Annotated in this window: 20 protein-coding genes and 1 pseudogene; 19 read left to right on the forward strand and 2 right to left on the reverse strand. The window is 55.3% G+C overall.

Annotated elements, in window-relative coordinates; translation table 11 throughout:
* The 6 genes from LEPIL_RS06055 (at position 1) to LEPIL_RS06080 (ending at position 11,152) form a co-directional block, all read left to right on the forward strand.
* Complete coding sequence (locus LEPIL_RS06055; RefSeq protein ID WP_002770952.1) at positions 1–1,410, forward strand: hypothetical protein; 1,410 nt, start codon at positions 1–3, stop codon at positions 1,408–1,410.
* Complete coding sequence (locus LEPIL_RS21740; RefSeq protein ID WP_002770954.1) at positions 1,397–2,209, forward strand: hypothetical protein; 813 nt, start codon at positions 1,397–1,399, stop codon at positions 2,207–2,209. Before LEPIL_RS06055 ends, LEPIL_RS21740 begins: the two co-directional genes overlap by 14 nt.
* Positions 2,210–2,218: 9 nt before the next feature.
* Positions 2,219–2,905 (forward strand): SGNH/GDSL hydrolase family protein, encoded by a 687-nt coding sequence (locus tag LEPIL_RS06065; protein ID WP_002770956.1) that lies wholly within the window; start codon positions 2,219–2,221, stop codon positions 2,903–2,905.
* 21 nt (positions 2,906–2,926) lie between these two features.
* Positions 2,927–4,975, forward strand: coding sequence for an acyltransferase family protein (locus LEPIL_RS06070; RefSeq protein ID WP_002770958.1), 2,049 nt, complete (start codon positions 2,927–2,929; stop codon positions 4,973–4,975).
* 1,126 nt (positions 4,976–6,101) lie between these two features.
* Entirely contained in the window at positions 6,102–7,463 is a 1,362-nt protein-coding gene (gene ltrA, locus LEPIL_RS06075) for a group II intron reverse transcriptase/maturase (RefSeq protein ID WP_002769328.1), read from the forward strand.
* Positions 7,464–7,714: 251 nt separating this feature from the next.
* A complete protein-coding gene (locus tag LEPIL_RS06080; protein WP_002770960.1) occupies positions 7,715–11,152 on the forward strand; it encodes a cation-translocating P-type ATPase in 3,438 nt (1,145 codons plus the stop codon).
* Between the two features lie 68 nt (positions 11,153–11,220).
* On the opposite strand, the gene ilvD is transcribed toward LEPIL_RS06080, so the two are convergent.
* Positions 11,221–13,071, reverse strand: coding sequence for a dihydroxy-acid dehydratase (ilvD, locus tag LEPIL_RS06085; protein ID WP_002770962.1), 1,851 nt, complete (start codon positions 13,069–13,071; stop codon positions 11,221–11,223).
* 142 nt (positions 13,072–13,213) lie between these two features.
* Here ilvD and LEPIL_RS06090 point away from each other — a divergent pair, with 142 nt between their 5' ends.
* From LEPIL_RS06090 to acpS, 8 genes are all read left to right on the forward strand, one after another.
* Positions 13,214–13,648 (forward strand): bactofilin family protein, encoded by a 435-nt coding sequence (locus LEPIL_RS06090; RefSeq protein ID WP_002770963.1) that lies wholly within the window; start codon positions 13,214–13,216, stop codon positions 13,646–13,648.
* Complete coding sequence (locus LEPIL_RS06095; RefSeq protein ID WP_002770965.1) at positions 13,599–14,681, forward strand: PdxA family dehydrogenase; 1,083 nt, start codon at positions 13,599–13,601, stop codon at positions 14,679–14,681. The genes LEPIL_RS06090 and LEPIL_RS06095 overlap by 50 nt, the downstream gene beginning before the upstream one ends.
* The gene (locus tag LEPIL_RS06100) at positions 14,678–15,148 is read left to right on the forward strand and encodes a hypothetical protein (protein ID WP_002770966.1); all 471 of its coding nucleotides are present in this window, start codon (positions 14,678–14,680) and stop codon (positions 15,146–15,148) included. The genes LEPIL_RS06095 and LEPIL_RS06100 overlap by 4 nt, the downstream gene beginning before the upstream one ends.
* A gap of 162 nt (positions 15,149–15,310) precedes the next feature.
* Positions 15,311–16,195, forward strand: a complete 885-nt coding sequence (dapA, locus tag LEPIL_RS06105; RefSeq protein ID WP_002770967.1) for a 4-hydroxy-tetrahydrodipicolinate synthase — start codon at positions 15,311–15,313, stop codon at positions 16,193–16,195.
* Entirely contained in the window at positions 16,192–16,983 is a 792-nt protein-coding gene (dapB, locus tag LEPIL_RS06110; protein WP_002770968.1) for a 4-hydroxy-tetrahydrodipicolinate reductase, read from the forward strand. Before dapA ends, dapB begins: the two co-directional genes overlap by 4 nt.
* Positions 16,983–17,795, forward strand: coding sequence for a diadenylate cyclase CdaA (gene cdaA / locus LEPIL_RS06115; protein ID WP_002770969.1), 813 nt, complete (start codon positions 16,983–16,985; stop codon positions 17,793–17,795). The genes dapB and cdaA overlap by 1 nt, the downstream gene beginning before the upstream one ends.
* Positions 17,795–18,829 carry a CdaR family protein gene (locus LEPIL_RS06120; protein WP_002770970.1) on the forward strand — a complete coding sequence of 345 codons (1,035 nt, stop codon included), beginning with the start codon at positions 17,795–17,797 and terminating at the stop codon, positions 18,827–18,829. The genes cdaA and LEPIL_RS06120 overlap by 1 nt, the downstream gene beginning before the upstream one ends.
* Entirely contained in the window at positions 18,826–19,203 is a 378-nt protein-coding gene (gene acpS, locus LEPIL_RS06125; RefSeq protein ID WP_002770971.1) for a holo-ACP synthase, read from the forward strand. Before LEPIL_RS06120 ends, acpS begins: the two co-directional genes overlap by 4 nt.
* Here acpS and LEPIL_RS06130 read toward each other — a convergent pair.
* Positions 19,200–20,756 (reverse strand): Ppx/GppA phosphatase family protein, encoded by a 1,557-nt coding sequence (locus tag LEPIL_RS06130; protein WP_002770972.1) that lies wholly within the window; start codon positions 20,754–20,756, stop codon positions 19,200–19,202. The two genes, acpS and LEPIL_RS06130, sit on opposite strands and share 4 nt — an antisense overlap.
* Before the next feature lie 126 nt (positions 20,757–20,882).
* Here LEPIL_RS06130 and LEPIL_RS06135 point away from each other — a divergent pair, with 126 nt between their 5' ends.
* From LEPIL_RS06135 to LEPIL_RS23890, 5 genes and pseudogenes are all read left to right on the forward strand, one after another.
* Positions 20,883–21,884 carry an ABC transporter ATP-binding protein gene (locus LEPIL_RS06135; RefSeq protein WP_002770973.1) on the forward strand — a complete coding sequence of 334 codons (1,002 nt, stop codon included), beginning with the start codon at positions 20,883–20,885 and terminating at the stop codon, positions 21,882–21,884.
* 1 nt (position 21,885) lies between these two features.
* On the forward strand, positions 21,886–22,671 hold the full coding sequence (locus tag LEPIL_RS06140; RefSeq protein ID WP_002770974.1) for an ABC transporter permease: 786 nt from the start codon (positions 21,886–21,888) through the stop codon (positions 22,669–22,671).
* Position 22,672: 1 nt separating this feature from the next.
* Positions 22,673–23,503, forward strand: coding sequence for an ABC transporter permease (locus tag LEPIL_RS06145; RefSeq protein ID WP_002770975.1), 831 nt, complete (start codon positions 22,673–22,675; stop codon positions 23,501–23,503).
* Positions 23,500–24,654: an NAD(P)-dependent oxidoreductase gene (locus LEPIL_RS06150; protein WP_002770976.1), complete on the forward strand. Its 1,155-nt coding sequence runs from the start codon at positions 23,500–23,502 to the stop codon at positions 24,652–24,654. Before LEPIL_RS06145 ends, LEPIL_RS06150 begins: the two co-directional genes overlap by 4 nt.
* A gap of 107 nt (positions 24,655–24,761) precedes the next feature.
* A pseudogene (locus tag LEPIL_RS23890) lies at positions 24,762–25,115 on the forward strand (A/G-specific adenine glycosylase); the annotation flags it as partial.
* Positions 25,116–25,636: the final 521 nt, after the last annotated feature.

Below are 25,636 nucleotides of genomic sequence, written 5' to 3' on the forward strand. Positions count from 1 at the left end.
ATGACAGCTCTTTCGGCCGTTCTGAGTCTCTATGCGGAGCATATCGCTCCCTTTGCAAGACACGATGACTTCTATGGCAACATTCTTCTGCCTTCTGTGATCGGCAACCAGAAAGGCCGTCTGCGTGCGATTATCAATCGTCGCCCTTTCTTCCTGTATAAAGCCTGGGCGCTTTCCACGCCTGAGTCGCTCGTCTTTCTCAAGCGTCAGGAAAAAGAGCTGCTTCTGCCATTAAGCGACGAGCTTTTGGAAAACGGCTTGAAGCCGATCTGCACAGCGCTCTCTACGTTACCTGCTTCATCTCCTTCTTCATCTCTTTCACTATCGTCCATCGTCGAGACAATCTTTCGTTTTCTTATCGTATCGATGCAGGACGAACAGGCCCTTCGTCTTGCAGCCATGTTCGGCGACAGGGCGGGGCTGTTTCTACGTCGTTCCTCTGTGCTGCTCTGTACGGTTGATCCGACGCTACGTCGATCGTCCATCATCGACGACTGGATGGCAGCGTTTGATAGCGAGACACTACATGATTTACAGGCCCTTGCCGGCGAAGGCGATGTTGTCTATCGGCGCCTGCCGGGCGAAACCTCTTCAGGGGCGGCGCTCTTTTATTCGCTTTTCGATAATCGATCCGGGTCTGCGATCCTTAGCGAGCTCTATCATGTTGTGGGATCGCCTGCCATCGCCCTTGAACGTCGTTCGATGCAGAGCCTTATACTCTATGTATTCGAGGCTCTATTAAGCAGCGGACGTCTGTTCACTGCCTTCCGCCTGTATCAGGCTCTCGCTAAAAGCGGATCAGATCAGCGTATCGTCAGAAGCATGGCCGAACAGTGTATGCGCGTCGCTCTTCTGAACGATCGCATCTCTCTGTACGCACGCCTTGCGTCAGACGATGATGCACACGATCATCACAGACGCCTGCGTTACGTTCAAGCACTCTATGGCTCCGTCAGGGCTCGTGCGGTAAAACAGCTATTGCACCATAACGGCATCGACGACGGCTCGACGACTGAGCCGGGATCGGCCGGTGAATCCGACGCTGCGCCCGACGAATCCCTGAAACAGCGACAGGAGCATGAGCTGTATAATAACTTTGAAGAACTCCTGCTCGACGAGAAGCCCGGCGAAGAGCTGAGAGCGGCTCGTCGCTATATCGCCAGTTTTGCCGGAGATGATTATCGTCTGCGCGCCCTGCTCGGGCGTTTCTATCAGGAATCCGAACCCGAGACCGCTCTACACCATTACAATGTTTCTTCGTATCCTTCGCTGCGTCGGTATCTGGCCATGCGCCTTGGCCAGCGACTGGGGCGTCCGGTGCAAAAAAGAGATCAGCGTTTGAGAAAAATGCTGGAATCTTCGTCTGCGCATCCGGATCATGGGTCTGGAGATCCGCATGAGCGCCGATGAAATAGAGAAGCTGATTAAATTCCTCAAGCAGATGGAGATCATCGTGCGGACTTCTTCGAACGCCACACAGGTGGAGCGCGTGAAGAAGGATATCGGGCGATACAGGGCGCGCCTGAAAGAGCTTATCCCGGACTATCGTCCCGAAAAAGAAACCGTCGACCAGCTGGCACGGCGTATGTCGGGCACGCTTGCAGCGGAGCGTCCGGCTGCGACGACCGTCAGTTCCCCTTCTGCGCCCGAAGCCGGCGCACCGACAAGCATTGCCGAGCGGATTCCCGAGGAACGCGCCTCGCCGCACAGCACCGATCCCGACGTCAACTTTGTCGCCTCGGTAATCAAGATCCTGCTTCGCGAGTACTGGCCGGCTCTGACCGAGCAGCATATGCGCATGGATTTCACCTCGACTCAGGAACGTCAGGCGTTACGTTTCAAGCTGGATAACCTTGTTCGTTCGCTCAAGACGTTGACCGAAACGATCGAAGAGTATGCGACGGCTGAAAAGCCCGATTTTCGCGAACAGCTCTTTAAAATGAAGAACAAGCAGAGTCGTCTTTTCTTATTCGAGGCGAACGACGTGTTCCGCGATTTCAAGGCATTTCTCGGCAAGCACATCGAAGAGATGCAGCGCGGAGGATCGGCCATCAAGAATCCCGACGATCGCATCCGCTTCGATCGTAACTATGAGGACGCTTCCTGGCTTGAAAATCACACGGTGCGTGAAGCGGTGTATGAATTCTTCAACCTTGTCGACTTTGCCATCAAGAAAGTGAACCTTCCCACGCTGAAGCAGGGAAGCTGATCGTCGTTCATGCTTCGAGCCGTTATCCTCTTCATCGCTTCCTCGCTTCTATCGGCCTCTCTCGTCGCAGCGCCGCAGTTCACGCAGCGTCTTGCGAACGGCGAGAGCCTGACCGTCGTCGTCTACGGAACAAGCCTGACAGAGCAAGGCGCCTGGCCCGAGCTAATGCAGGCGGAGCTCCATCGTCGGTATAAAGGGCGCATCCATCTGATCAATGGCGCCATGTCGGGGCAGACATCGAAATGGGGCGTCATGAATATCGAGGATCGCGTGATTCAGAAGCGGCCCGACGTACTGTTCATCGAATTTGCCATAAACGACGCGCATAGAAGGTTTGAGATCGACGTCGACGATACGCGAAGAAACTTTCGCCGCATGGTTCAGCGTGTGAAGAAGGCCCTACCTGAGTGCGAGATCATCTTGATGACGATGAGCGACGCAAAAGGGGAGGCGGAGTATAACCGACAGTTCCGTTTGCACGAGTACTATCAGGCGGTCAGAGACGTGGCGGCCGAGAACGGCCTGACGCTGATCGATCTGTATCCGCAGTGGCAGAGGTTGCGTCTGGGCGATGAAGGGCTTTATGATCGCTACATGCCCGATGGACTGCATCCGACAGAAGAGGCGGCCCGGCATTTTATTATTCCGGCGCTGATCAAGGAATTAGAATCTCAGAAGTCTCCGGTACGTTTTTGAATTTTAAGAGTTAACTGACAGATGAAAGATACGCAATCGGCCTTTCTGCCGGGCATTCAGGGGCTGCGCGCTGTCGCCGTTCTGCTTGTTCTGTTCTATCATATATGGCCTGAGGCGTTACCCGGGGGATTTGCCGGCGTCGATGTTTTCTTCGTGCTTTCGGGGTATTTGATCACGGGGCTTCTTCTGCGCGAAGCGAAAGGTGGACGCATTGATCTGGTGGCTTTCTGGGCGCGCCGCATTCGACGTCTTCTTCCGGCGGCGACTGTGGTGCTTCTCGTGAGCCTCGCACTTTCCTGGCTGCTGCTTCCCGAAACAAAGCGGCTTGAATACTCCGGCGATATTCTCTCGGCCGCTCTTTACGTCGTGAACTGGCGTTTTGCTCTTTCATCGGTGGATTACGGTCATCGCGGAGCGGCTCCGTCGCCGGTACAGCATTACTGGTCTTTGAGCATCGAAGAGCAGTTCTACATCGTCTGGCCCGTAATGGCCGCCCTGCTCGCCCGGGCTGCGACTCCGGAAAGACAGAAAAGAGTCTTCGCCGTGGTTTCTTTCAGCTGTTTGATCGCCTCTTTCTTTTATTCGATCTATTTCACCTACTCGGGCAGCGCCGCCGCCTATTTCGTCAGCGGCACACGCATCTGGGAGCTGGCTGCCGGCGCTCTTCTTGCTTCGTTTAACATAAGAGCGCTTTCAGGAAGACTTGCCGGGCTTCTTAGCTGGACGGGCCTCGCCCTGATCCTCGTATCGGGTTTCGTTTTGAAAACGTCGATGCCCTTCCCTGGATGGCTTGCACTGCTGCCCGTTCTCGGCACGATCTTCATGCTCCTTTCAGAGCAGGCCTCTGACTGGTCGCCCGCTTATATTCTAAAATGGAAGCCGCTTCAGTATATCGGCGATATCTCGTATTCGGTCTACCTCTGGCACTGGCCCATCGTTCTTGTGCTGCCCGGCATCGTGGAAGAGCAATCCTTGCTGGCCGACGGACGCACGCTTGTCGTTCTTTCGCTTCTTGCCGGCATTGTTAGCAAACATGTTATTGAAGATCCCTTTCGCGATGGGTTATTCACCGCACATCTACAGCGATGGCGAGCCGTGCTTTTTGGCGCCCTGCTTGTGCTGATCACGGTAAGCGCCTCGCTCTGGTTCATGCACAGGCAAGAAGAGAAGGAGCGTCTGGCCTTCGAAGAGGAACAGCGCATTGTCGTTGCCGACGCCGACTATCCAGGAGCGGCCGCCCTTGATCCCGCTGCGTTTTTTATCGCTGATCCGACGCTTCCTGTGCGTCCCGATCCGCTGCTTGCGAAAAGAGATTCCCCCGTTCTGTATAGCGATGGCTGCGAGCTGAAGCAGACCGGCACGGCCGTCGCCTGCGAATACGGCAATCCGACGGGCAGGCGAACGATCGTGCTTCTTGGCGATTCGCATGCGGCGCAGTATCTTCCGGCGCTGCAGGCACTGGCAGAGAAGCATGACTGGCGCATCGTCGTATACCAGAAATCGGCCTGCATGGTCGCCGATTCCGTCGTGCGTATTCGATCGACGGGCATGGTGCGCGAAGATTGCGAAAGCTGGAAGAAAGAGGCGCTTGCCGCTATTATTCAGCAGAAGCCCGATATCGTCGTCACATCGGCTGCGCTTCCGCATATCTACAACGAATACTACCAGCTTGCGCCGACCTCTGAGCTCGTCCTTGCTTATCGCTCGCTCTGGAGTCGCCTGGCCGATAGGGGAATACCGCTTCTCGTGATCCGGGATAATCCGCGGCCGCTTCTTGACGTACCTGCCTGCGTCGCCATGAACCGAACGGCGCCCGGTCGGTGCAGCCGCCTGCGCGAGCAGGTGCTTGATCGCCATGAAGACCCGTTAGTCGAAGCATCGCAGATGCGGGGGGTGCATCTGCTTGATCTAACGCATCTCTTCTGCAACGGCCAGGAATGCCCGGCTGTGATCGGCAATGTTCTCGTTTACCGAGACGGCGATCATCTGACCGCCACGTTTGCCCGATCGCTTTCTCCGTATATCGAGCGTGAGATGCGTTCTATTCTGAGAGAAGATCAGAGGGATTGAATGACCGGGTCTTGTTCCCGGCTCTTCTGAAGCCAGGGAGGAGAAGAAGGAATAACCACGGCGGCACGGAGGAAGACAGAAGGAGATTCAAACCCTTTTTTCCACGAAAAACACGAACAGCGCGAAAGAAATCCCCTGCTGATAACTTCCAATCCGACACTTTATTTTTCCATCACTTGATAAGGCTTTATAAAGACCGGCAAAATTCTGTATTCGATGTTCGCGTCGTTCGTGTTTTTCGTGGAGATTAGATTCTTCAAAGGAGTAGCAGTCTTCTGTCGCATGGAGTGGAACGCAGCTCGCGGAAGAGTGACACCGGACACCCGATACCGCTAATCACGTCGAATTCAATACCTGCCAATGGGGCTATCGGCTTTAAATTCAAACCCATTTTTCCACGAAAAACACGAACAGCGCGAAAGAAATCCCCTGCTGATAACCTCCAATCCGACACTTTATTTTTCCATCACTTGATAAGGCTTTATAAAGACCGGCAAAATTCTGTATTCGATGTTCGCGTCTTTCGTGATTTTCGTGGACATTAAACTCTTCAATGGAGTAGCAGACTCCTGTACCAGCGAGTGGAACTCAGTTCGCACAAGAATGATACCCGACTAACACCCTCATTACTCTCCGTCCGTCTCCTCCGTGTCCTCCGGTGCGCCAGGATAAGCCTGTGTTCTCCCGTGGGTTGAAAGGTACCCACCCCGCAATTAGCCATTCGGCGGGTAGTGAAGCGTGCATCTGCTGGAGTAATCCATTTGGGTGAAGCCACGCGGATCAAATGTAAGGGCCGTAACAAAAGTGAACCGACATGAGCCTCGTTACACCATTAGCAGCGGCCAGCCTCTCGGAGTTGGTGAAGCCTGACACGGTCGGGGAAGCAATGGTTAGCACCCGACTGGCTGCTCGGGGTCAGAGCGGATAGCACTTGCAGAAGGAAGACATGAGGAACCTGGGAGGCCCGGTGAGGGATTCGGCAACGAGTGACAGGAATCCATAACTGTGACTCATCCTCATCGGGAGTCGGAGGAGTCCATAGTAGCGAGGAAGTCGGGTAATTCCGGTGGAGCGAAGGGACTCTGCCGAAAACAAGTTTGGATAAGAAAAGGAGTAAGACCGCTTGATGGAAACATCCTCTACGGAAGAAGGAAAGGGAACTGAGGCAGCGATACCGCTTAACCAGAAGGGACTTTCCGAGAAGCTCGCTCTTTTGAGATCGAAACTCTATCACAAGGCGAGGAACGAACCACGCTTCAAATTTTACGTGCTTTATGATCGTATCTTCAGGATGGACGTTCTGGAGGCGGCGTATTCACGAGTGAAAGCGAATCGCGGTTCTCCCGGCGTTGACGGGATAACCTTCAAACAAATTGAGAACAGCAAAGGAGGTGCGAAAGCATTTCTTGAATCGATACAGAAGGAACTGAAAGAGAAGACGTACAGACCAAGCCCGGTCCGCAGGAAGTATATTGCGAAGCCGGATGGAAGACGCCGTCCTCTTGGCATTCCGACGATTAAAGACCGAGTCGTGCAAATGGCGACTCTCCTGATTATCGAGCCTATCTATGAGGCTGATTTTCTCGACTGTTCCTACGGGTTCAGACCGAAAAGATCTGCACATACAGCGCTCGCAGAAATCAGAAGTCATATTCTGTCGGGTTTTCAGGCTGTATATGATGCTGATCTCAAAGGATACTTCGATTCCATCCCACATGACAAACTGATTCTCTGCGTTGAGCAGAGAATCAGTGACAGGTCGGTCTTGCGACTGATCCGGATGTGGTTGAAGACGCCTGTGGTTGAACCCCCCGACGATAAAGGGAGTCCACCACGCATCGCAAGATCGAAACAGGGAACGCCTCAGGGGGGAGTGATCTCCCCGCTGCTCGCGAACCTGTTTCTACATTACTTCGATAAGGTGTTTCATGGTCGTAACGGACCCGCTGTGTGGGCCAACGCAAAACTTGTTCGTTATGCGGATGACTTTGTCGTGTTGGCCCGGTATCAATCGGATCGCCTCACCGATTTTGTTGAGGGATTCATTGAAGCCCGCATGGGTCTTAAGATCAATCGTGACAAGACGAAGACAGTCAACTTGAAGGAGAAGAAAGCGAGTCTGGATTTTCTCGGGTTTACCTTTCGGTTTGATCGCGATCTCAAGGGCAGAAATCGAGACTATTTGAATGTGTTACCCTCTAAGAAAGCCGTGCAGCGGATGCGGGATAGGCTTAAGATCATGACGGGCAAGAAGATGTGCTATCAACCTATTGATGAGATGATAGGCGGTATCAACAGAACCCTTGTCGGCTGGTCAAATTATTTCCGCTTCGGTTATCCAGCGGCTTCCTTTAGAAAAGTCAACTCCTATACAGTTCATCGCTTAACAGTGCATTTAAAGAGAAGAAGTCAGCGTGGTTTTCGCCCGCCGAATGGTGTGAGCTTCTACTCCCAGATAAGCAAAATGGGACTGCTCTATCTCAAATGAATACGCTCTGGGATGGTCTGTTTTCGGGAAAGCCGGATGCGGGAAATCTGCACGTCCGGTTTGACGAGGGGGAGGGCTGCCGGGCTTCCGGCACCCTCTCTACTCTACTGGTAAAATTCTTTCTTCGATCCTGAAGGTAACGATGCGGCTCGCAGCAGCGTGCATGGCTGACATACGGCGACCTCCAGGGCTCCTCACCCGAACGCGATAAAACGATTGCAGGCTGATAATCCTCCGGCCGTTCTGACGCTATGATCCGGGAGCTGCTTTCTGCCGAGTCCATTGTCCTGGATCTGCCGCTTGCTCCACTTACGGCCATCGAGCGACTGACCGAAAGACTGATCCAAAGGCAGGCCGGGAAGCGGCTCGATTCCGATGATCAGAGATCGTCCCTTCGACAAGCGTTATCAACTAACATCGTGCAGACGCTTCTCGCATCGCTGGATCGCCCCGGAGGAACGGGCGACCGAGCCTATTTTCCGCATGCTGCCATTCCGGGGATTCGGTCTCCGCGACTGATGATCGGGCGACTCAGTCCGCGCGCAGGGCAGGACGATGCGGGCGATTGCAGATTCATGGCGCTTTTGCTTGTTCCCGAAGAAGATCCGGAGCGCATGCTTCTTCTGCTTGAAAGGCTGGCCGCTCTGATTCCTGCTCTTGTTCCCGAGCTGAGTCGCATGCGCAGTGCAGATGCGATTCTGCAACGGTTAATCAGCGCCGAGGCGGAGGCAAGAGGCCCGACATATTTCAATATGACCGATGCCGATCTGGCCGCCGAACTGGTAACAGACCGGCTACGCGGGCTGAGCGAAGGAGAGGCCCGGCGTCGCCTTCAGCGCTATGGCCGCAACGTTCTCAGGCCGCCCGCTCGCACGCCGCTGTGGATGCGCCTTATCCGCAATTTTTTCAGCTTCTTTGCGCTGCTTCTGTGGGCGGCCGGCATCCTCTGTTTTATTCCCGGCGTCGATATGCCCCAGCTCGGATGGGCCATTCTTGTCGTCATCGTGATCAACGGTATCTTTTCCTTCTTGCAGGAGACGAGAGCCGATCGCGCCGTAGAAACCCTGCAGCGTCTGTTAACGCGTAAGGCGCTCGTTCTAAGAGACGGCGAAGAGCGAGAGGTTGATGCTGAGTTGATCGTTCCGGGCGACATTGTTCTGCTTGAAGAAGGGGATGCCGTTCCCGCCGATGCCAGGTTGATAGAAGCCTCGGGAATCGAGGTGAATAACTCCTCGCTTACGGGAGAATCCGCATCTGTAAAACGATACAAATCCGATCGCCCCGTCCTTATCGATAAGCCGTTTCTATGGATAGAGATGCCAAACGTACTGTTCGCCGGCTCTTCGTTGATTAAAGGTCGGGGCCGGGCGATCGTTATCGGAACAGGCATGAATACCGAGATCGGTCGTATCGCCGGTATGACGCAGTCCATTCGCGGCGAAGATACTCCTTTACAGAAGCAGCTGCGCGAAACGGTGGCGACGATCACTTTGCTTGCAGCTCTATTCGGCGCGGTCTTTCTTCTGCTCGGCTGGCAGATGGCCGGCCTTACGTTTATTCAGGCCTTTATCTTCTGTATCGGTCTGTTTGTCGCAAACGTTCCGGAGGGTCTATTGCCGACGGTGACGCTGGCGCTCGCCCTTGGAGTGCAGCGTATGGCAAAGCGCAATGCCATCGTGAAAAACCTTTCCTCCGTAGAAACGCTCGGATGCACGACCGTGATATGCACCGATAAAACAGGGACGTTAACCGAGAACGTGATGTCGGTGGTGGAGGTTTATGCCGCCGGCGAGATCTTTGAGGTCGAAGGAAGCGGGTATGCTCCGATCGGTCGCTTCTTACAGGATGGTGGCGAGATTCCCGTCGCCCGGCTGCACGAAAATCTGGCATTCAAAGAACTGAGTCGGTGCGCCCGACTGTGTAATAACGCCCGCCTTGTCCGGAACGCCTCGGGTGACGATCGGCAAGAATGGCATCTGTCGGGTGATCCGACCGAAGGAGCGCTGCTCTGCCTCAGCATGAAGGCTGGAATCGAAGCGCAAAACGATCGAATTCATCTTTTTCCATTTGAGTCCGTTCGCAAGCGCATGAGCGTCGTCGTGCAAACGGAGCAGGGCCCTACCGTTTATGCAAAAGGAGCTCCTCTTGAGCTGCTTGCCCGCTGCGCGCACATACAGTCCGCCAGCGGTGTCGTTCCACTTGAGACGACGCATGTCGAGCAGATCCGTTCAATAAACGATCGCTGGGCGCAGCGCGGTCTGCGTGTTCTGGCTCTTGCATGTAGAGTGGATGGGCCGGGAGCCGAATACACCGAAGAGAGCGCCGAATCCGGTCTTGTATTCCTCGGACTGACGGCCATGCAGGATCCGCTGCGTCGTGAGGTACCCGATGCGATTCGTGCCTGTCATGAGGCGGGCATTCGTATCGTGATGATCACCGGTGATTATGCAGGCACGGCGCGAAGCATCGGCCTCCAGGCCGGCATGAGGTTGCCCGACGATCAACCCGTTTATTCGGGGACAGAGATCGGCGAACTTGAAGAGGAGCGTCTGCGCGATCTCTTACGGCAGTCGGATCGCGTTTTTGCGAGGGTTAGTCCCGAGCAGAAGTTGCGCATCGTCTCCTGCCTGCGCGATCTTGGCGAAATCGTCGCCGTCACCGGAGACGGTGTGAACGACGCCCCCGCCTTGAAGAAGGCGCATATCGGTATCGCTATGGGCGGTCGGGGCAGCGATGTAGCGCGAGAGGCGGCGCATATGGTGCTTGCCGACGACAACTTCAGCACGATCGTGCATGCAATCGAAGAGGGTCGGGCGATTTTCCGAAATATTCGCCGCTTTATCGCCTACGTGCTGAACTCCAATCCACAGGAGATGATTCCTTACATTCTCTGGATGCTTTTTCCAGGAACTCCTCTGGCTATGACCGTAATGGGCGTGCTGGCCATCGACGTGGGCACGGATCTTGTGCCTGCTATGGGCCTCGGCATCGAACCGCCTGAAAAGAATGTAATGAAGCAACCTCCGCGCAGTCGATCCGAAAAGATGCTCAGTCTGCCGATGGTTCTGAAAAGCTATTTCATAAGAGGAAGCATCTTAACGATCGGCTGTTATATCACGTATCTTTTCTTCGGATGGATCGAGGGTTATGCGCGTGATTCTTCGAATCTGCTTTCCCTGCTGAAGGCCATGCCGGCCTCTCCGGCTAACCTTGAAATGAGGGACGCCTCTCAGCCATATCTTATGAGTCTGAGCGCCTTCTTTCTCGGCACCGTCTTCACGCAGATTGCTAACGTGCTGTGCAAGCGATCAAACGAATCGCTTTTCAGCCGAGATTTTCTCTCAGAGGAAAGGCGTGCAAGAGCTTTAAAGAGTCTGAGGCATGGCCGTTTTCGTACCGGGCTCAGACTTGAGATGAGATTGCGGGCAATCACATCGGCCTTTTTGGGGCGGCACTGGTTTGTTATGAATCTGGTTTCCAATCCGCTGATAACGGTCGGTATTGCCTTCGAGATTCTCTTCGCGCTTATCGTAATCTATTCGCCTTTGAATCGTCTTTACTATTTCGCCCCCGTCGGATGGCCTGTTTTCCTCGCAGCCCTTAGCGGGCCGGTGCTGCTTCTTGCCTTTGAAGAGACACGCAAATACCTCCTGCGCCGCGGCAGGAGGTATTCATTGCTTGAAGAGTAAGGGCGGGCTGCAATCGGGCTTTAGATCGCGCATCTTTCACGGAGAAGCGACGCAGCCGAACCGAATCCTTACCTCTCAATCTGACTGACGTCGCGCACCCCGCCTTTTGCCGCCGAAGTGGCCATAGCGGCGTAAGCGCGCAGAGCAGGCGATACGTGACGCTCGCGCTTAACCGGCTTGAAGGCCGTCGATCCCTTCGCCTGCATCGCCGCACGTCTTTTTGCCAGCTCTTCGTCCGTGATGGCGACGCGAATGCTGCGATTCGGGATGTCGATTTCGATGACGTCATTCTCTTCGATGAGCGCGATGTTGCCGCCTTCGGCCGCCTCGGGCGAGACGTGACCGATGGAAAGCCCCGATGTGCCGCCTGAAAAGCGTCCGTCCGTGATGAGAGCACAGGCCTTGCCTAACCCTTTCGATTTGATATACGACGTCGGGTACAGCATCTCCTGCATGCCCGGCCCGCCTTTCGGTCCTTCATATCGGATGATAACGACGTCGCCGGCCTTCACTCTATCATTGAGAATGCCTTCGACGGCGGCCTCCTGCGATTCAAAGATACGCGCAGGCCCCGAGAATTCCAGAATGGATTCGTCCACGCCGGCCGTTTTTACGACACATCCGTCGATAGCGAGGTTGCCATAAAGCACGGCGAGTCCGCCGTCTTTCGAATAGGCATGTTCGAGATCGCGAATGCATCCTGTGCTTCGATCCAGATCAAGCTGCCAGCGTTTCTCCTGCGAGAAGGGCTCCTGTGTGGGCACGTTACCCGGAGCGGCCGTGAAGCGTTTCTTTGCCGCCTCGCTGACCGAGGGGCTGCGCACATCGTATTCTTTAAGGGCGTCGGCAAGCGTGGCGCTGTGAACGGTCGGCACGGATGTAGTTAACAGCTTCGCGCGATCAAGCTCGCCGAGAATTCCCATAACGCCGCCAGCGCGGTGAACGTCTTCCATGTGATACGTTTGAATCGACGGGGCGACCTTGCACAGATGGGGTACGCGGCGCGAAAGACGATCGATATCCTTCATCGTAAAATCGACGCCCGCTTCTTGAGCGGCGGCAAGCAGATGCAGGATGGTATTCGTCGAGCCGCCCATGGCAATATCAAGGCTCATGGCGTTTTCAAAGGCGGCAAAGCCGGCAATGGATTTCGGCAGCACCGATGCATCGTTCTTTTCGTAGTAGCGACGCGTCAGTTCGACGATGCGGCGCCCCGCTTCAAGAAAGAGCTCTTTGCGATCGGCATGTGTGGCCAGCGTGGAGCCGTTTCCAGGAAGCGAAAGCCCGAGCGCCTCGGTCAGACAGTTCATCGAGTTCGCCGTGAACATGCCCGAGCAGGATCCGCATGTGGGGCAGGCCGACCGCTCCATCTTCTGCACGTCGGCGTCCGATTCATTGGGATCGGCAGCGGCGATCATAGCATCGATGAGATCAAGATGTCGCTCTTCGCCGCCAATCAGAGCCTTACCCGATTCCATCGGTCCGCCCGATACGAAGATGGTCGGAATGTTCAGGCGCATCGTGGCGAGAAGCATGCCCGGCGTGATTTTGTCGCAGTTTGAGATGCAGATCAGCGCGTCGGCCGTATGGGCGTTTACCATGTATTCGACCGAATCGGCGATCAGCTCACGCGAGGGCAGGGAGTAAAGCATGCCGCCGTGGCCCATGGCGATGCCGTCATCGATGGCGATGGTGTTGAATTCTTTAGCCACGCCGCCTGCCTTTTCGATCTCGCGGGCGACGAGCTGCCCCATATCTTTAAGATGCACGTGCCCTGGAACAAACTGCGTGAAGGAGTTGGCGATGGCGATGATGGGCTTGTTAAAATCGGCATCCTTCATGCCCGTAGCGCGCCAGAGGGCGCGGGCGCCGGCCATATTTCGGCCTCGTGTTGTCGTCCAGGAGCGATAGTCTGGCATGGAATCCTCTCAAAAGTGCGGAATAGGGGCGGAGCCCTTACTGGAAACAAATTGATTATGACTCTGGCGGGCAAGCGGGAAATGGATTGCAGATCGTTATGGCTGTGGAAAGATGGGCCAAATCCCGCTCTGGACCGGATCAATGGCAATCGTAAAAACTGCATCGGATGTAACGAACTCAACGATCGGAGAAAACTCCTACTTCAGCGGACGTTTCTTCATCAACGGATCTTTGAAGATCGACGGGAAGTTCGAAGGGAAGTCCCTGCAGGCCGATCAGCTCTATATCGGCGCCACAGGCCGCGTGAAAACGAATATCACGGCCACCTCGGTCATCGTTGAAGGCATCATTATCGGCAATATCACCGCCCGCAACAGGGTCATGCTTCTGCCGACCGCCCGCATCCTCGGCGATATCTCCACCCCTGAACTTATTATCCAGAACGGTGTGATCCTCGAAGGCCGCTGCATGATCTCGAACGATCTCAAGCATTCGGCCCGGGATTATATCAATGCCGAGTATAACCGTGACAACCTCTCCGTTGACCGACTCTTCGGCAAAGAAAAGGCCTCCTGAGCTCGTCCTGATTTCGGGCGGCGATCCGGCCGGCATCGCCCCGGAGGTCGTCCGTAAGGCGATTGCAGGGCTTGATGCGACCACCTCCTTCCTCTATCTTTACAATGCCGGTCATGCCGATGCCGCTGACGAAGAGTTTCAGCGGCTCAAACAGGCATTGAAGTCCCGGTTGTGCCTGATCTCGGGCGGCTCGGACGATCTTGTAGAGACGGCTCGTGGCCTGAGCGAAACTGCGGATGGCTCGGTTTATCTCTACCCGGTTTTGCGTCCCCACGAAAAGCCCTGTCTGCCCGGCCAGGCCAGCACACATTCGGGCGATCTGTCGTTTCGCGCACTTGACCTTGCCTGCTCCGTCATCGATGCAATGCCCGATGACATCTCGAGTGTTGCGCTGGTCACCGCACCTCTCTCTAAAGAGTTTGTTATCAGAAGCGGCCAATCCGACTTTTCGGGGCATACGGGCTATCTGGCACGGCGCTTTAACCGAAACGTGCTGATGCTGATGCATGGTCGGGGGTTCAGCGTCATTCCGCTGACCGAGCATGTCGCCCTTGCCGATGTGCCGTCCCATCTGCGCGCCGTTCTCGGGAGATCTGATCTTCCCGCCCTGCTTGTGGACCTTGCCCGTCGTGCCGTTTTCTCGGGAAAAGAGATCGCTCTTTGCGGATTGAATCCGCATTGCGGAGAGGGCGGCTTGATCGGGAACGAAGAGCAGGAGATCTTAATGCCCTTTATCGCGAAGGTTCGCGAGGCCGGGGTGTCGATAAAGGGCCCCCTGCCAGCCGATACTCTTTTTATGGAATCGGTGCGCAAGCAGTTCCGTCTGATCCTCTCCTGCTACCACGATCAGGGGCTGATCCCCTTTAAGGCGCTTGAAGGCGAGCAGGGCATCAACGTGACGATAGGACTGCCCTTTCTGCGCACAAGCCCCGATCACGGCACCGCCTACGGTCTTGCCGGTAAAGAGATCGCCGATTCCACAAGCATGCGGCGCGCCCTTGAAGCGGCGGTGTCATCGGAGCTGAGCCATTGATACCCGATATCTTACAATTCCCACTTGCGCTTTTCTGGGGCATCGCTCTTCTTTTAGTTCTGTTCCGTCGCCGACTGGGCGCCGCGTGGAAGATCGGAGCGTTGCTTCTATATATCTTTTATGTCGTCTGGTTTCGCGAGCCCATTCTCCAGGGATGGAACGGCTTTCATTATCAGTTCGGAGTCTCGCTCTTCGCGATGCTGGCCGCTCTGTGGCTGGAGGTGGGCAGAACGCTGATGCTGGTCTGGCCCGTTTTTCTTGTGATGGTCTTTTTCTTCGCATCGGATCGCAGCGCATCGTGGATTCTGCGTGTGCTTGTCGTGCTCACACTTTTTTACTGGCTGTTCTTCTTTCTCTTTCGTTCTCTGCCTGAAGGGTGGGCGAAGCCGTATCAGGAGAAGATTCCACAGAAGCTTGAGATGCCGTCGCTTCCGAAGATTGAAGGTCTGAATACAGACTTGAAGTAAGGGGCTGTATTTGATGCCAGTCGTTGACTGCGGCCCATCTGGCTGATGCTCTCCTGCGACCAGCGGCGGCCGCCGGTTGCCACCTGTTGATTTTCCTGTCGAAGAGAAGGCTCTGATACAAAAACACTTGTAAAGGCCGCCCGATTTCGCATTGAGGGATCTATGAAACTCGAAGGCCTCTATACTGCACTGATCACCCCCTTTACGGCAGACGGATCGAAGATCGACTACGAGGCCTTCGCTAAGCTGATTGAGCGTCAGATTGCCGGCGGCGTCAGCGGCGTCGTGCCCTGTGGAACGACGGGCGAATCGCCGACACTCAGCCACGAAGAGCATGCCGAGCTGATCGCACAAACGGTGAAGCTTGTAAACGGACGCGTGCAGGTCATCGCCGGCACGGGCTCGAACTCGACGACGGAGGCCATCGAGCTCACCGAGCAGGCCTGCAAGGCCGGCGTCGATGCCGTTATGCTTGTCAATCCCTATTATAACAAGCCGTCGCAGGAAGGCCTGTACAGGCATTTTAAGGCTGTGGCCGAACGCAGCTCAAAGCCCGTTGTTCTCTATAATATTCGTGGCCGCACCGCCGTAAACGTCGAGCCCGAAACCTTTGTTCGCCTGGCCGAGATTCCGAACATCGTATCGGTCAAAGAGGCCTCCGGCGATCTGAATCAGATGGCCCGCATCATCGGCCTCACTAAAGGCCGCCTGGCTCTCCTGTCGGGTGACGATAACCTGACGCCGGCCGTCATCGGCGTCGGCGGAAAGGGCGTGATCTCGGTGGCATCGAACCTGTATCCGAAGAAGCTGTCGCGCATGGTCGGCAAATACCTGTCCGGCGACTTTACGGGCGGCAATGTCATCTTTTATGAGATGCTTGAGTTCATGAACGCCCTCTTCTGGGAAACGAACCCCGTTCCCGTAAAGACCGGAGCGGCCATGCTCGGTCATTGCACGCCGGCGATGCGTCTTCCGCTTGTAGAGATGCCTGCCGATAAGGCGGCGAAGTTCAAGGCCCTTCTCGATCAGATCGGAGCCGATGCATGAGTCGCGTTTGCGTATCGGGCTCGGCAGGCCGGATGGGCCGCGCCATTGTTTCTTTGCTCAAAGAAGAAGGCGTTGAGTTAGGGGCAGCCCTTGAATACGAAGGGCATGCTCTGCTCGGTACCGATGCCGGAGTCCTTGCCGGCGTCGATGCCATAGGCCTGGCGCTGACCGCCGATGCAGTCGCTGCCGTCGCAGCATCCGATGTGGTGATCGATTTCAGCGCGCCGGCGAATACGATGCGCCTGCTCGACCTCTGTATCAAGGCAAAAAAAGGCCTTGTCATCGGAACGACCGGCCTTTCAGACGAGCAGAAGACCACTATTCTCAAGGCCGGCGCTTCGATTCCCGTATTGCTTTCGCCGAATATGGCCGTCGGCGTGAACGCCCTTTTTGCCCTTGTCGAACAGGCGGCAAAGATGATGCGCGACGGCTTCGACGTTGAGATATCTGAGATCCATCATCATTTCAAGAAGGATGCTCCGTCGGGCACGGCCGTGCGTCTGAAAGATATCGTGCGCGATGCTCATGCAACGGATGAGTCGCAGATCGTTTACGGCCGCGAAGGCATCGTCGGGGAGCGTCAGACCGGTGAGATCGGCGTGCATGCGCTTCGCGGAGGCGACGTCGTCGGCGAGCATACGGTGTATTTTTTCGCCGACGGTGAGCGTATCGAGTTGACGCATCGCGCCACATCGCGCATCATCTTCGCCCGGGGAGCTCTTCGCGCCGCGAAGTTCCTCTCAGGCAAGCCGCCCGGTTCTTATAACATGATGGATGTACTTCGGTAATGCTGTCAGATGTATGGAAAATGGAGAGCATCTTTCCCGCCGTCGCACCTTTCACCAAGGTGGTCGACATACTGCTTGTTGCTTACGTTTTCTATCGCATCTACATCCTGCTTTCTCGCACACGGGCCATCCAGCTTTTAATCGGCTTTGCCCTGATCATCGCCGTCGATATTCTGTCGCGCAAATTCAATCTTGAAACGCTTTCGTGGATCATTACAAACGTTTCCACATACCTCGTTTTCGGTATTATCGTTCTTTTGCAGCCCGAGCTGCGTCGCCTGATCAGCGATATCGGCAAGATGCAGCTCTTTCAGTGGGTGAACCCGCCGAAGGCCTATTATATCGACGAGATCGTCATCGCCGCGCAGAACATGGCGCACGATCGTGTCGGCTCGCTGATGTGCATCTTGAAAGAGATCAAGCCTCAGCAGATCATCGATTCGGCCGTGCGGCTTGATGCGAACATCACGCATGAGCTGCTTGAAACGATCTTCTTCAAGGATAGCCCGCTGCATGACGGCGCCGTCATCATCGAATCGAATAGAATCCTCGCTGCTTCCTGCTATCTGCCGCTTTCCGGAGCGCGCGATCTGAAAAAGACGATGGGCGCCCGACACAGAGCGGGCATGGGATTCTCTGAGGAAAGCGACGCCGTCATTATCGTCACCTCTGAAGAGACGGGAAAGATTTCCGTCATGTATAACGGTCGCATGATATCGCCCGTGAAAACGAAGGATCTCAGATCGACGATCCAGGAATGCATCGCCGATCGCTCGGGGCGTCCGAAGCCTCCTGAAGAGGGAGAAGAATAATGGAACTGTTTCTGGACAGGCTCGTACTGGTCAAAGAGGCGTTGCTTGAGAACTGGAAGGCGAAGCTCGGTTCGCTTATCGTCGCCATTATCTTTTTCTATTACGTTCAGTATACAAGAAACGTTACCCGTGTCGTTCATGTGAAGGTCGATATACCGGCCGTGCCCGAGCATCTTGTTTTGAATTCGCGTATTCCGTCTTTCGTTAAAGTGGAGTTCTTCGGCCCTCAGGAGGTCATGGACTTTAATCCGGCTAACTTTAAGATCATCCTGATTAATCCGGGTCCCGGTCCGGGCGAGAACCGCTACAGACTGGATATGCTGCCGCGACCGCCTGAAGGCATCGAGGCGCGCTTCGACGAAGGCATGACCGTTACGCTTGACCGCCTTGCCGAGCGAACTCTTCCTCTTGTCGGTGACTTTCAGTTAAACTCGGGCTCTGACGTGCGTATCGGCGCCGTTACCATGCATCCGCAAACGATTCGCGTAAGCGGACCGGCAAGCGTGCTTGACGTGATGGATCGCGTGAGTCTCAATCCGCTGCGTATCACGCCGGGAACTCCGGATTACGCTACGCGAGTTCTTGTCAGTACGTTACCCGAGTTTGTCAGGCTGGCCGATGATCAGCCCTATGAGATCGACGTGCGCGTTAAGCTGCTTGATAGTACGGCGAACGAATCCACAGAGGGCATATTTCTACGTGAACTTCCCGTGAATTGCGACAACGCCATTCCGGGCCTCAAGCTTGACGAATCGCCGACCGTGAAGGTTCTCTATCGTGCTGAGGCAAGTGTCGCCGAAGGCCGCCTGACGGCACATACGTTCTGTCCCGTTTTTCTTGATCCGAATACGCGAAATATATTGCCCTCGCTACGCATTCCAGGCATTCCAGTGCATATCAAAGATGCTCTTGCGCAGAAGGATATCGAAATACTGGAAGTAACGCCGTCGGTCGTGAATCTGCAATTCAGCGTGCAGAAAGTGCGAGCGCCGACTCAGGTGCAGAAAGGCATGGAGGAGCATCTGATCCGATGATACTGGGCCTGGGAACGGACATCGTCGAGAACAAGCGCATAGCCCGCATCTTCAAGCGGCACGGTCGGCATTTTCTCGAACGCATCTTCACCGAAGAAGAGATCGAGTACTGCCTGAGCCATCAGGATCCAGTTCCGTATCTTGCTGCAAGATTCGCGGTGAAAGAAGCGGCGGTTAAGGCCCTGAATATACGCGAGCGCATCGGTCTGCTTTACAGAGATATCGAGGTGGCGGGCAGGGTTTACGGCAAAAAGAAGCTGCGTCTGAACGGACGGGCCGGTGATATCGCCGAAAATCTCGGCGTGAAGCATCACCATCTCAGTCTGACGCACTCCGACGATCTGAGTGTCGCCGTCGTTATTTTCGAAAGCTAATCCTCTATTTCCACCTGGATCTTCAGCTTCAGCGCCTCTTCGAGAAGCTCTTTTCTGATCTCTGCCGAGGTGAGCGCATAGCTCAGATCGGGCGTGCCGCGAAAGGGATTCTTCGTCAGATGCACGATCAAACGCAGCGAGCGCACGTCGGTTCGCTCGGCCACGATCTCTCTGATAACGCCCTGCTTTGCCCGCGAAAGGCCGATGGCCACTCTTAGAATGCCCGAGAAAAGCCTCACGCGCGCTCGATCCTCTTCGGCAAGAACCTGAAACTCGGGATGATTCTTTGAGGGGAAGCTCTTACGATGATACCGGGCGAGGGCGGCCAGCATGGCGATCTCGCGCGTAGAGAAACCGAGCAGGATGTCGGTGTTCTGAATGATATACATCCCGTGCTTGTGATGTCCGGCGTGTCCGATGGCCATGCCGACGTTATGAAGCAGGGCTCCGTATTCGAGCAGGTCCTGGTCGACGAGATGCGCCAGATGCACCTCGTTTAACGCATGCAAAAGAAGAACGCAGATGCGTGCGGTGTCTTCGCCGGGGCCCCGACCGAGAAACTTACGGGCGAGAAACTGAACGGATTTGCGTCGTATCTCGTTCAGATTCTCGCGCTTCTTCTTGCGAAAGAGGATCTCGTAGAGCACGCCTTCGCGAAGGGCATAGGGCGAATAGACCATCTTATCGATGTGCAGAATGCGAAAGGACTCCTGTAAAACAAGTACGCCGCCGGTGATGATGTCGGCCCGCTTCTCGTCGAGTCCGGTCTTTTTGATGCGCTCCTCCGGCGTCTTCGCTGCGAGCAGCATCTCGACGATGCGATCGAGATCACGCGAGGTGAACGTATCGGCGGTGCGGTTCGGCTCGGGCAGATGTCGCTGCACGAGGTCGAGTACGGTCTTGATCGTACCCGAGCTGCCGACGGCCATTTCATAAGAGAAAGATTCGCCGCGATCGCCGAGCAGTTCAAGCATGCTTTCCAGCCGATAGCGGATGAAGGTGCGGCACGGCTCGATGGCCTTTGCCTCGACGTTGCCTCCAGGAAAAAAACGCTCCGTCATGCGGATGGCGCCCAGCTTGAGCGACTGGATAAACTCAGGCGTGCCGCGTTTGCCGATGAGGTATTCGGTCGAGCCTCCGCCGATGTCGATGGTCAGAATCTTCTTCTCGAAAACGGGCAGGGCCTGAAGGATGCCCAGATAGATGAGTCGGGCCTCTTCCTGCCCGGGGATAACGTGGATGCGTACTCCGCATTCGCGCCGGACCCGCTTCAGGAAATCGTCCTGATTGCGAGCTTCGCGCACGGCGGACGTGCCGACGGCATGAATCAGGGCGTTCTGCTGGCGGGCGATCTGCACAAAACCCTTCAGGGCGGCGACGGCTCGATCCTGCGCCTCGGGCAGTATCTGATCGAAGTCGTCGCCACCCGATCCGAGGCGCACCGACACCTTCTCGCGATCGAGGATCTCTATATGGCCGGATGCGTCGGCCCTGGCGATGATCATGTGGAAGGAGTTTGTCCCTATGTCGATAGCGGCAACAGGTCGGTTCATGAAGTTTCCTGATTCACAAATGTTTTGGAGCAGTCCATTCATTGCGGATTGCCTTTCTTGAGTCAAAGGAAAAAATGAACACAGGAAGCATTTCTGCCCTACGGCCTGAATGTTCCGAATAAAAATATGAACCCCATCATCTCCGTTAAAGGACTGACAAAAATCTTCGAATCGCGAAAGCGCCGCCCGGGACTGCTCGGCTCCATCACAGGCCTCGTCGCCGGCGAGAAGACCCTGATCAAGGCCGTCGACTCGGTCAGCTTCGATATCGGCGCCGGCGAACTGGTCGGCTATCTTGGCCCGAACGGCGCCGGCAAGTCGACTACGATCAAGATGCTTACCGGCATCCTGCAGCCCACATCGGGCGACATTCGCATTGATGGCCTTGATCCGACGAAGCGGCGTCGCGACGTCGCGCGCAAGATCGGCGTAGTCTTCGGTCAGAAGACGCAGCTCTGGTGGGATCTTCCGGTTCGCGAAAGCTATGATCTTCTTCGTATGATCTATCGAATTCCGAAAGACGTCTTTCGCAGCCGTATGGATTACTTCATCGATCTGCTCGGCCTCGAAGACTTCCTCGATCAGCAGACGCGAAAGCTATCGCTCGGTCAGCGCATGCGCTCCGACCTTGCGGCGTCGCTGATTCACGATCCGTCCATCCTCTTTCTTGACGAACCGACGATCGGCCTTGATATTCTCACCAAAGACGTCGTGCGGCAGACGATCCGACGACTGAATAAAGAGAAGGGCATCACCGTTATCCTGACGACGCACGATATGGACGATATTGAGTTCCTGGCAAGTCGGCTGATTCTGCTTGATAAAGGCAAGGTACAGTATGACGGCGCCATCGATTCGTTCATCAATACCTACCAGAAGAAGAAGCTGGTGACGATGCACCTTGAGAACGATATGAACGGCGTGCAACCTTCGTTGAACGGCTTCAAGCTGCTTCAGGCGAAGTCCAATCGCATGTTCGAATTCGAGATGCCGAAAGAAGAGAGCGTCGCTCCTTTGATCGAGTGGTTTAACAATCACGGCGGTCGCATTCAGGAGATCAACGTTCGCAAAGAAGATTTGACCGATACGCTGAAAGGCATCTACGCCGGCCAGAAGCTGGAGCTGTGATATGGTGTATTTGAAGTTCATCTCCATGTCGTTTCAGCGTTCGCTGGCCTATCGGGTAGAATACTTCACCGCCATCCTGAACGCCTTCCTCTATATTTTCATCTTTGTCTCGGTCTGGCAGGCCCTTATTCCCGAAGAAGGTCTCGCCGACGGCATCACGCGCGAAAGCATGACGGCCTATGCCGTCCTGTCGACGTTGATCAAGGCCAGCTTCGGCCGCAATGACAGCCTGCTTTCGCAGAAGGTGAAATCGGGCGAGATCGCCACCGATCTCATGAAGCCGTTCTATTTTCCGCTCATGTATCTCTCTGATACGATCGGCAGCACGCTCTTTCAGCTGTTTTCGCGAGTGATACCTCTTCTGCTTTTCTGCATCTTTCTCTTTGATATAAAGCTGCCGGTCGACGGAGAGCTTTTTCTGCGGTTCCTGCCCGTGTATATTCTCGCCTTTCTTCTTTTCTTTCTGCTGTCGTTCTTTATCAGTTCGCTCAGCTTTTACTTCGTAGAGATATTCCCCTTCTATATCTTTTATTATGCGCTGATAACGCTTGCATCGGGCGCCGTGATACCTCTCGATTTCTTTCCAGAAGGAATCAGCGGCATGCTGGAATGGACTCCGTTCCCGTATCTTTTTTATTATCCGACGATGCTGCTCTTGCAGAAGCCCGGCCTGCCCGAATATTCCGACCTGCTTCTACGGTATGGCGTTCTGACCTTCGGATTGCTTTTGCCCTGTACTCTTCTTTATCGAACGGGTCTGCGCAAGCTGACCATCGCCGGAGGTTAACATGTCTGCCGAAGTTACTCAGATCGGACGCTGGCAGCGACTGTCGCCCTATATTCAGCTGATGAAATCGAGCATCCAGAGCCGCATGGAATACAGGGGCACGTTTATCGCCTTTCTGTTAACGATCGCCGGTTTTTATCTGGCGCAGATCGCCGTCATCGGCTTGATGCTCGGTCGTTTCGGCACGATCGGCGGCTGGTCGCCGGGCGAGATGGCCTTTCTCTATTCGCTGCTCATTCTTTCGACCGGATGCGTTTCGGCGATATTCTCGGGCATGCTCGACTTCTCGGAGTTCATTCGTGAAGGCACGTTTGACAGGCTGCTTCTGCGACCGCTCTCGACACTGGGGCAGGTTCTCGCCATGCGTTTTGATATGACGGGCTTCATGCATCTGCTTCTGGGTATCGCCGCACTGGCGTTTGCGACCGCCCTTCTCGATATTGAATGGACGACTGTGCGTGTCGCCTTCCTGATTCTGTCCGTGGCCGGCGGAGTTCTTATTCTGGGGGGAGTGCGCATCATCGTCGCCTCGATATGCTTCTTTACGGTACGCAATGAAAGCCTGCAGCATCTGATCGTCTTTTCGACGCGCGAGTTTTTGATGTATCCGGTCAGCATCTATATCAGGCCGGTGCAGATCTTTCTCACGTTTCTCTTCCCGATCGCCTTTGTGAATTTTTACCCGGCCCATGTTCTCCTGAATCGCGATGCAAATACGCTGATCGCCCCGGCCCTGGCCTACCTGGCCTTTCCCGTCGGCCTTCTCGTTTTTATCGCCTCGCTGTATTTCTGGAGGGTGGGGCAGCGCCACTACTCCAGCACCGGATCATGAAGCGCATTCTCTATCCCGACCATACGGCAGCCATCGCCGGCGTGCCCGAGCTGATGCAGGATTTCGCCGCGGCTAACGGCCTTGAGGCCTCGAGATATGAGTTATCTGATCTCCAGAAACTGCTTGCGAGTGAAGGCACGGCGTCTTCAGAGTTCGCCGCATGGCTTCAGGAAAGTCCCATCGCCCTTTTATCCGTTCCGACGACCGTTCGCATCGACGAAAGACTTCTTCGGCTAACAGAGGCAGAGGCCTTTGCAACGGCATCGACGGGCACCGATCATGTTGACTTTTCTTCTCTTGAAAGAGAAGGCCTGCCGTACTTTTCAGCGCCCGGTGAGAACGCCCTTTCCGTCGTCGAGTATGTGTTAGCCGCTCTTCCTCTTCTGTTTGATCCCGACAGACTCTGCAAAGCGGAAGGCGATTTCAGCCTGGGCATCGTCGGCTACGGTCGCATCGGCGGCGCCCTCGGTGCGGTCGCACACAGGCTGGGCTGGACGGTCAGAGCGTATGACCCGCCGCTTTTTCATTCAACAGAAGATGATCTGCATTCCGTTTTGCAGAGCGACGTGATCACCTTTCATGTTCCGCTGACGAAAGAGGGAAGGCATGCGACGCGCGGAATGATAACCGATACCTTTCTCGATCAGGCCAATCCTTCGTCGGTCTGGATCAACGCGGCAAGAGGCCCTGTTATTACTCCCGAGACGCTTCTCAGGCTATGCAGTGAATTCCGCACCGTCATCGATGTCTTTCCGTCTGAGCCTGCGAGGCCGGAGTGGCTCGAGAAGGCGACGCTCGTCAGTCCGCACGTGGCCGGCTACTCCTGGAAGGCGCGCTTTGCCGGAGTCTTTCGCGTTCTACAGAGCTTTGCTGTGGCCCGTTCTCTTCGTATGCCTTTCAGAATCGAAGACTATCGGCCGGAGCGGTTTGCGTTAAGCGGCCTCGATTTTCTGGAAGCGGAGTCGCAGTCGCTGAAATCTGATCCGGATTCCTTTTCTGAAAGGCGCAATCGTTACCCGACACGCAGCTCTATTCGCGACGAGATGGAACTCGGTCGGCTTGAGGGCCTTTCGGGCCTGAATGCAGGCTCGCCGCACGGACGTTATTTCGGTCGGATTTTCGAGGCATGGAACGAGCTGCATCTTTATTGAAAGGACAGGCTTTCGGCGCGGCCCTTGTCGACTGGTATAGAGAGAACGAGAGGGATCTTCCCTTTCGTCGCAGCCGTGATGCCTATCGCATCTGGATCTCTGAGATCATGCTGCAGCAAACAAGGGTCGCAGCCATGCTGCCGTCGTACGATCGCTTTATTCGAAGGTTTCCCGATCTCAGCTCTCTTGCCCTGGCCGATCTCGAAGAAGTTCTGCAGCACTGGAAGGGCCTCGGATATTATCAGCGCGCCCGTAACCTGCATCGAGCCGCCGGGCAGATGCACTCCGAGGGCCTGGAATCCGTGCCGATCGACTATGAGCGATTGCGATCGTATGCCGGTATCGGCCCGTATACGGCGGCGGCCATTGCAAGCATCGCCGGCGATCAGATGCATGCGGTGCTTGACGGTAATGTGAAGCGCGTGATCAGCCGGCTCCTTGATCGTATGGAAAGCGATCGAAAGCTTCAACAGATTGCCGACGATCTGTTAAAGAAATCGCAACAGAGGCCGTCGCTGTTTAACCAGGCTATGATGGAGCTGGGAGCGACGGTCTGCATTCCTAACCGACCTCTCTGTGATCGTTGCCCGGTGAGGCGTGATTGCCAGGCCGGCGCGCGGGGAGTGGATTATGCGGCGACCATTCCAGTCTCGCGAAAAGAAGCGCCGATTCCGCTTCATGTTCGCGTTTATGTTCACCGACGCAGGGGCGATGCAGGCAGAGAGTATGCTCTGATAGAGAATTCAAACGGACTCTTTTTGAAAGAACAGCTGAGCTTTCCCTATTCAGCGACGGAGGATGACAGGCCGGTATATCAGAGCCCTGGATTAACCGAAGGCGAAGGGGCTTCCGGGCAACGTCTGCTCGGAAGCTTCCGTCACAGTATTATGAAATGGCGGATGCGCTGCGACGTGATCCTTAGCGAGACCGCAGTTGCCGGCGCCCTTTGGCTTACTGACGACGAGATCGAGAAGAGGTTGCA

The sequence above is a fragment of the Leptonema illini DSM 21528 genome, assembly GCF_000243335.1.
GTDB lineage: Bacteria > Spirochaetota > Leptospiria > Leptospirales > Leptonemataceae > Leptonema > Leptonema illini.